At 66.9% G+C, this 8,174-nt stretch carries 5 protein-coding genes; 3 read left to right on the forward strand and 2 right to left on the reverse strand.

Going from position 1 to position 8,174, the window contains the following annotated elements; all coding sequences use genetic code 11:
* The first annotated feature begins 75 nt into the window (after nt 1–75).
* The 3 genes from PKE80_RS03515 to PKE80_RS03525 all read left to right on the forward strand — a co-directional run bounded on the left by PKE80_RS03515 (nt 76) and on the right by PKE80_RS03525 (nt 3,948).
* On the forward strand, nt 76–1,746 hold the full coding sequence (locus PKE80_RS03515) for an alkaline phosphatase family protein (protein WP_271181300.1): 1,671 nt from the start codon (nt 76–78) through the stop codon (nt 1,744–1,746).
* Nucleotides 1,743–2,984 (forward strand): FAD-dependent monooxygenase, encoded by a 1,242-nt coding sequence (locus PKE80_RS03520; RefSeq protein ID WP_271181301.1) that lies wholly within the window; start codon nt 1,743–1,745, stop codon nt 2,982–2,984. The genes PKE80_RS03515 and PKE80_RS03520 overlap by 4 nt, the downstream gene beginning before the upstream one ends.
* Before the next feature lie 109 nt (nt 2,985–3,093).
* Nucleotides 3,094–3,948, forward strand: a complete 855-nt coding sequence (locus PKE80_RS03525; RefSeq protein WP_271181302.1) for a class I SAM-dependent methyltransferase — start codon at nt 3,094–3,096, stop codon at nt 3,946–3,948.
* 1 nt (nt 3,949) lies between these two features.
* Here the strand turns inward: PKE80_RS03525 and PKE80_RS03530 are convergent, their stop codons facing one another.
* Together PKE80_RS03530 and gyrB are read right to left on the reverse strand one after the other, a co-directional pair.
* On the reverse strand, nt 3,950–5,131 hold the full coding sequence (locus PKE80_RS03530) for a pyridoxal phosphate-dependent aminotransferase (protein ID WP_271181303.1): 1,182 nt from the start codon (nt 5,129–5,131) through the stop codon (nt 3,950–3,952).
* 130 nt (nt 5,132–5,261) lie between these two features.
* Nucleotides 5,262–7,796, reverse strand: a complete 2,535-nt coding sequence (gyrB, locus tag PKE80_RS03535; RefSeq protein WP_271181304.1) for a DNA topoisomerase (ATP-hydrolyzing) subunit B — start codon at nt 7,794–7,796, stop codon at nt 5,262–5,264.
* Between the last annotated feature and the right edge of the window lie 378 nt (nt 7,797–8,174).

Raw genomic sequence — 8,174 nt, forward strand, 5'->3', positions numbered from 1 at the left:
TCTTGCGCCTGATCGACGATCGCGTCATCGCAGCATCTGCATCCAACGCTCGGACTTTTCAAGGAACCTCCCCCGATGCGCCTCCCGCTCTCCTCGCTCGTTGTCGCTCTTGCGCTCGGCGCTTCCGCTCCCGTCTTCGCGCAGGAGGCCGCTCCGGCCCCGGCGGCGAAGGCTGCTCCCCAGGCACCCCCGAAGCTGATCGTCGCGATCTCGGTCGACCAGTATTCGTCGGACCTATTCCAGCAATATCGCGAGCGCTATTCCAAGGGTCTCAACAGACTGCTTAAGGGCGCGGTGTTCCCCTCGGGCTTCCAGTCGCACGCCGCGACCGAGACCTGCCCCGGCCACTCCACCCTGCTGACCGGCGTGCACCCCAATCGCACCGGCATCCTTGCCAACAGCTGGTACGTCCCGGGCATCGGCCGCGAGGACAAGGAGGTCTACTGTTCGGAGGACGAGACCAACCCCGCCAGCAATTCGCAGGATTCGGTCATCAGCCCGATGCACCTCAAGGCCCCGACGCTGGGCGACCTGCTCAAGGCGAAGAACCCCGCCACCCTCAACGTCGCCGTCTCCGCCAAGGACCGTGCGGTGGTGATGATGAGCGGCCATACCTCTGACGCCGCCTACTGGATCAAGGGCAAGGGCTTCGTCACCTATGACGACCGCAAGCCCTCCGCCGCCGCCGTGGCCGAAAACGCCGCCATCGCCAAAGCCGTCGAGGCGGGCGACGGCGACCTTCCCGTACCGGGCTGGTGCGCGCCTTACGACCACGCGGTCAACCTCGGCAGCTTCTCGATCGGCACCTTCCGCTTCGCCAACAAGGCGGGCGACTACAAGTCCTACCTCAATGGCCCGCGCGTAGACGACGTGACCACCGACATGGCGATCCGCCTGCTCGATGAGATGCCGCTGGGCAAGGACGACGTGCCCGACGTGCTCTCGGTCAGCTATTCGGCCAACGACAAGGTCGGCCACGCCTTCGGCACCGAGGGCGTCGAGATGTGCATCCAGCAGAACGTTCTGGACGCGACCATCGGCCGCCTGCTCGCCGCGCTCGACGCGCGCGAGATCGACTATGCGGTGGTGCTCAGCGCCGACCATGGGGGCATCGACGCGCCCGAGCGCCTCAAGTTGCAGGGCGTGCCCGAGGCCAGCCGCCTCGACCCCTCGCTGACCGAGAAAGGCCTGTCGGCCTCGGTCTCCAAGGCGACCGGCATCATCCCCAAGGACGGGCCGCTGCTTTATGGCGCGGGCAGCTCGGGCGACGTCTGGCTGAATGCGGGCCTGACGGCGGCGCAGCGCAAGAAGGTCATCGCCACGCTCATGACGCAGCTCAAGGCCAATCCGCAGATCGCGGGCGCCTATACCGCCGACGAACTGGCGAAGGTGAAAGTCCCCGCCGGTCACCCGCAGGACTGGACCCTGATCGAGCGCGTCGCCGCCTCGTTCGTGCCGGGCCGCTCGGGCGACGTGCTGATGATGACGAAGCGCGCGGTCGTTCCCGGCGTGGCTCCGCGTCCCGGCAGCGCCTCCACGCACGGCAGCCCGTGGGACTACGACCGCCGCGTGCCGATGCTGTTCTGGCGCAAGGGCCTGACCTCGATGGAGCAGCCCCAGCCGGTCGAGACCGTGGACATCGCACCGACCCTCGCCGCGCTCGTGGGCCTGAGCGAACCGGCGGGCACATGGGACGGAAGGTGCCTCGACATCTACGCCGGGGAGGCCGATAGCTGCTCGCGATGAGCGACTCGAATACGACTGGCACGGCGCCCGAAAGGCGCGATCTTATCATCCTGGGCGGCGGTCTCGTCGGCATGACGCTGGCGCTTGCCGCCGCCCGGGCGGGCATCACCGCCCATGTGGTGGACCGCGCCGACCCGGCGGATCTGGTGGCCGAAGGCGCGGACGGCCGCGCCTCGGCGATCTCGACCGCGAGCTGGAACCTGTTCACCAACATCGGCCTCGCGCCGGCGCTGGAGAAGCTGGGCTGCCCGATCGCCTCGATCGCGGTGACCGACGGCATGAAGCCCGGCCGCATCGACTTCACGCCCAAGGCCGAGGAAGGTTCTCTGGGCCGCATGTTCGCCAACCGCGACTTGCGCATCGCCCTGTTCGATGCGGCGCGCGGCGAACCGAACATCGCCTGGCACGTACGCACCGAGGCCGTGCGCAAGGATCGCGGCGCCCACGGCGTTGAGGTGGAACTCTCTGACGGACGGGTGATCCGGGGCTCGCTGCTGGTCGCGGCGGAAGGGCGCCAGTCGCCGACGCGCGACGAGGCCGGTTTCGCGCTGGCGAAGTGGGAATACCACCACCGCGCCTTCGTGACCGGGCTGTTCCATGAAAAGCCGCATGACGGCACCGCCTGGGAAATCTTCTATCCGGCGGGGCCGTTCGCGCTGCTGCCGCTGCTCGACGACGAACAGGGCCGCCACCGCAGCGCGCTGGTCTGGACCGTGGCGGAAAAGGATGCGGCGGGCGTCATCGCCATGCCCGATGCGATGTTCGTGAACGAAGTGTTCGAGCGCATGCACGGCATCTTCGGCAAGATCGAACTCTCGGCCCCGCGCATGAGCTATCCCTTGCGCTTCCACCACGCCGGGCGCGTGGTCGAGGAACGCCTTGCGGTGATCGGCGATGCCGCTCACGGCATGCACCCGATCGCCGGGCAGGGCCTGAACCTCGGCCTGCGCGATGTCGGCGCGCTGGTGGAAGTGCTGGTCGAGGGCATGCGCCTCGGCCTCGAGCCGGGTGATGCGCAGTTGCTGGCGCGCTATGAAAAGTGGCGCAGTCTCGACAGCCTGATGGTGATGGCGGCGACGGATGGCCTCACCCGCCTGTTCGGCATTCCCGGCCGTACCGCCAGCGCCGTGCGCCGCCTCGGCATGGGCGCGGTGCAGCGCACCCCGCTGCTCAAGCGCTTCTTCATGGACGAGGCGCGGGGCATGTCGGGCAAACTGCCGGAACTGCTGCAGGCGTAAGCGCCTGCCATTTCCTCATTGCTTCGCTGCGCTCTCAATGACGGGGCGGGTGGGTTGCACTCCGCACCGGGCGCTCCTAGTTGATAATAATTCGCAACTAGGAGTGATCATGACGAAACCGGCGGTTTATCAGGTCAGCGACTGGGTCGGCAAAAGCGGCGACAACTGGGTGAGCAACCAGCGCCGCCTTGATGCGATGCTGGCGGCCTTCGGTGAAGCCGCGATCGCCGCTGCCGACCCGCTCCCGGGCGAGCATGTGCTCGACGTCGGCTGCGGCGCCGGGGCGTCCAGCTTCGTGCTGGCCGACCGGGTGGGCGCCGAGGGCCGGGTGCTCGGTCTCGACATATCGCCCCAACTCCTCGAGCGCGCCCGCCAACCGGGCCATGGCGCCGTCGATTTCGCACTGGCCGACGCCGCCACGGCCGAGCTTGCCGCGCAGGCCTACGACCTGCTGTTTTCGCGCTTCGGGGTAATGTTCTTCGGCGATCCCGCCGCCGCCTTCGGGCACATGCGGGGGGCGCTCAAACCCGGTGGGCGGCTGGTGTTCGTATGCTGGCGCGGGGCGGCCGAAAACGACTGGGTGCGCCTGCCGATGGGGGCGATCCGGGGTATCCTGCCGCCGCAGGGCGCCCCGGATCCGGAAGCGCCGGGGCCGTTCTCTTTCAGCGATCCGCTCCGGGTGGAGCGCCTGCTGGCCGAGGCGGGTTTCGCCGACATCGCCCTTGCGCCGTTCGATGCGCAGATACCCTTCGGCGAGGGCGTCACTCGCGAGGCCGCGAACGACGACGCGCTGGGCATGGCCTTCGCGGTCGGCCCGTTGTCCCGGGCGCTGGCCGATCAGGATGAGGGCGTGAAGGCGCGCTGCGCCGAGGCCGTGCGCGCCGCCTTCGCAGCGCGACCGGGCGAGCGATCGGTCCTGATCGACGGCGCCGCGTGGATCGTCACGGCCCGCAATCCGGGGTAGGTCAGGCCGTCAGGATGCGGTCGAGCGCCAGCCGGAACTTCGCCATGTCCTCGGCCGAACCCACGGTGATCCGCGACATTTGCGGATAGGCGCTCCACGAGCGGCCGATCTGCACGCCTTGCGTCAGAAACGCCTCGCTCATCTGTTTGGGCGAACGGTCCTTCCATTCGAGCAGGAACATGTTGGCGCGGCTGCCGGGCAGCACTTTCAGGCCGCGTTTCGCGACATGTGCCAGGGTTTCCTCGCGCGCGGCTTCCATCTGGCCCCGCCGTGCGGCGATCTCGTCCGTCTGCGTCAGCGAGGCGGTGCCGCAGGCGACGGCCGTGATCGGCAGCATCATCGTCACCAGATCACCGTCGTAGCGCATCATCCGCTTGTGCAGCGCGGGGTCGGCCGCCGTCAGGCCGAGGCGCATGCCCGCCATGCCGAACAGCTTGGAGAAGGAGCGCATCACGATCACGTCGCTGCGCGTCGCGGCAAGCAGCATCGCACTGGGCGCTCCGGCGAAGTGGAGGTAGGCTTCGTCTACCAGGACCACCGCGTCTCTGGGCTTGGCCGCGAGCAGCCACTCTATGTCGGCAAGCGGCGTCAGCGTGCCGGTGGGGTTGTTGGGGGTGCAGATGTAATAGAGCCCGGCGTTCGGATCGGCAGCCAGCATCGCGCGCACGTCGTGGGCGTTGCTCGGCGCCAGCGGCACTTTCGAGACCTTGGCCCCCAGCCATTCGCCGACCTGCCAGATCGGCTCGAAGGTCGGATCGGCGGTGACGATCCCGCGCGTAGGGGACGCAAACGTGACGGCAATGCGGGCGAGCGGATCGCTCGATCCCGGCCAGGCGATGACGCGATCTGCAGGCACCCGTTCGACCATGGCGACAGTGTCGCGCAGTTTCTGGATCTCGCCGTCGGGCTCGTAGCGGTTGCCTTGCGTGACCGCCTTCATCGCCGCCTGCACCCCGGCGGGGAAGGGGCCGGTCCAGCACTCGTTGGCGCCGATGCGCACGGTTCCTGCAGCCGCCTTGGGCACTTGCGCGAAGGCAGGCCCAAAGCCTGGCATGGCCTGTGCCGCCGCGATCCCGCCGCCCAGCAGCGCGGCGATCCGTCCGAAGCTGCGCCGGTCGTAGCCGCGAGTGACGAGCTCGTGCTTCAGGTCGTCGTCAAGCGAACGGGGAGGCGTGTCGGGCATGGGCGGCTCCAGCTGTGCGGTTGCAGCATGATGCCTCAGCAAGCGCGCAAGACAAGAGCGCCCACGCAAAAGGGCGGAAGTGCATCCAGTGCGCTCCCGCCCTTGCAGATTATCAGAGCCGCCGCGCGGGTCAGACGTCGAGGTTGGCGACGTTGAGCGCGTTTTCCTGGATGAAGTCGCGGCGCGGTTCGACGATGTCGCCCATCAGGCGGGTGAAGATCTCGTCCGTCACGTCGGCGTCCTCGACCTTGACCTGCAGCAGCACGCGGTTTTCCGGGTCCAGCGTGGTTTCCCAGAGCTGTTCCGCGTTCATTTCGCCCAGACCCTTGTAGCGGGCGATCGACAGGCCCTTGCGACCGGCGGCCAGCACCAGTGCGAGGAGCTGGCTGGGGCGGGTGATGATATCCGCGCCCTGGGTCGGACGGGCAGCGACGACAGGTTCTTCCTCGCCGTCTGCATCCACCGTCGCCTCCGGCTCCGCCTCGGCTGCGCTGGCGCGCACCAGCCGTGCGGTGCCGGCGTAGACTTCGGCGTTCTCGGCGGCGAGGCGGGCGAGCTTGCGGGCCTCGGCGCTGGAGAGGAAGCTGCCTTCGATCTTGTGGTGATCGGTGACGCCGCGCCACAGGCGTTCGACCTCGACGGTGCCGTCTTCGGACAAGCGGGCCGACCAGCGGGCTTCGGTGTCGCCGCGATCGAGCCATGCCGCGGTGCGGGTGAGGGCGGCGCTGCGGGCCTCGGTCGACAGGTCGGGCTCGAACACGCCGGCGAGGCCCAGTGCCTCGATGATGACGGGGTCGTAGCGGCGCGGCACGAAGGCCATCAGGTTGCGCATGCGGATCGCATGCTCGACCAGCGCTTCGAGGTCAGGCCCGAGACGCGCGCCGCCCGAGGTTTCGAGCACACGGCCGTTGAGGCCGGCCTCGACCAGATAGCGGTCGAGGTGGGCACCGTCCTTAAGGTAGACTTCCGAGCGACCCTTCGACACCTTGTAGAGCGGCGGCTGGGCGATGAAGAGGTGCCCGGCGCGGATGATGTCGGGCATCTGGCGATGGAAGAACGTCAGCAGCAGGGTGCGGATATGCGCACCGTCGACGTCTGCGTCGGTCATGATGACGATCTTGTGGTAGCGCAGCTTGTCGAGCGTGAAGTCGTCGCGAATGCCGGTGCCCATCGCCTGGATCAGCGTGCCGACTTCCTTGGACGAGATGATGCGGTCGAACCGCGCGCGCTCGACGTTGAGAATCTTGCCCTTAAGCGGAAGGATCGCCTGAGTCTTGCGGTCACGGCCCTGCTTGGCGGAGCCGCCTGCCGAATCGCCCTCGACCAGGAACAGTTCGCAGAGCGACGGATCGCGCTCCTGGCAGTCGGCCAGCTTGCCGGGTAGCGAGGCGATGTCCATCGCGCCCTTGCGGCGGGTCAGTTCGCGGGCGCGCTTGGCGGCTTCGCGGGCGGCGGCGGCGTCGATGATCTTCTGCACGATCGACTTGGCGTGGGCGGGGTTCTCCTCCAGCCAGTCGTTCATGCGGTCCGCCATCAGGCTTTCCAGCGGCTGGCGCACTTCGGAGGAGACCAGCTTGTCCTTGGTCTGCGACGAGAACTTGGGATCGGGCAGCTTGACCGAGACGATCGCGGTCAGACCCTCGCGCATGTCGTCGCCCGTCAGCGAGACCTTCTCCTTCTTGAGCAGGCCCGACTTCTCGGAATAGTTGTTCAGCGTGCGGGTCAGCGCCGCGCGGAACGCGGCGAGGTGGGTGCCGCCGTCGCGCTGCGGGATGTTGTTGGTGAAGCACAGGACGTTCTCGTAATAAGAATCGTTCCACTCCAGCGCGACATCGATGCCGATGCCATCGCGCTCGGACGAGATCGCGATGGGCTCTGCCAGCAGCGCGGTCTTGTTGCGGTCGAGGTACTTCACGAAGGCTGCGATGCCGCCTTCGTAGAACAGGTCGTGCTCCTTGATCTCCTCGTGGCGCTTGTCGCGCAGCTTGATGCGCACGCCCGAATTGAGGAACGCCAGTTCACGGTAGCGGTGCTCCAGCTTGTCGAAGTCGAACTCGGTGACGTTCTTGAACGTGTCGGTCGAGGCGAGGAAGGTTACGCGGGTGCCCTTCTTGAAGCCGTCGTCGTCCGGGTTCTGCTCGGCCTTGGGGGCGGGGCCCTTGACGATGAGCGGCGCCACGGCATCGCCGTGCGCGAACTTCATCCAGTGCTCCTGACCGTCGCGCCAGATGGTGAGTTCCAGCCATTCCGACAAAGCGTTCACCACCGAGACGCCGACGCCGTGGAGACCACCCGACACCTTGTAGGCGTTGTCGTCCGAGGTGTTCTCGAACTTACCGCCCGCGTGAAGCTGGGTCATGATGACTTCGGCGGCGGACACGCCTTCCTCGGCATGGATGCCGGTGGGGATGCCGCGCCCGTTGTCTTCCACTGAAACGGAGCCGTCGGGGTTAAGTTCGATCAGGACCAGGTCGCAGTGCCCGGCGAGCGCCTCGTCGATGGCATTGTCCGAAACCTCGAACACCATGTGGTGCAGGCCCGAGCCGTCATCGGTATCGCCGATATACATGCCGGGGCGCTTGCGCACCGCGTCGAGGCCCTTGAGGACCTTGATCGAATCGGCGCCGTAGGAGTTCTGGTTCTTGTTTTCGGGATTGCTGGCCATGGCGAGCATATAGGGTCTGAGGGGGGCAAACCCAAGCGAAACCGGCGCGGTGGCGGGGGTTTTCCACAAGGGTGCGACAGCCATCCTGCCATGCTGCGGCGAACTGACGTGGGTGGTCGGTTGGGGCGCCTTCGGTTGGGGTGATGAAGTGCCCGATCAGAATTAAATATCTGTAATTCTCAAATCAAAGGTAATGCAATTGATTGTTGTTCGTCTGCGATTTGCGAAGGTTAATACTCGAATAAGTAAAATTACGTAGCGTCGCTTTCGAACCAGGGGGTGAGAGTGCGTGACTACAGCAATTTCCCGGCGAGAACTTGTCTGGGTCGTGTCCCGCGGGGTGGTGTAGGAACCGTCGATCTACGGCAGGATCAGGTT

Source organism: Novosphingobium resinovorum, assembly GCF_027922145.1.
Taxonomy (GTDB): Bacteria; Pseudomonadota; Alphaproteobacteria; order Sphingomonadales; family Sphingomonadaceae; genus Novosphingobium; species Novosphingobium resinovorum.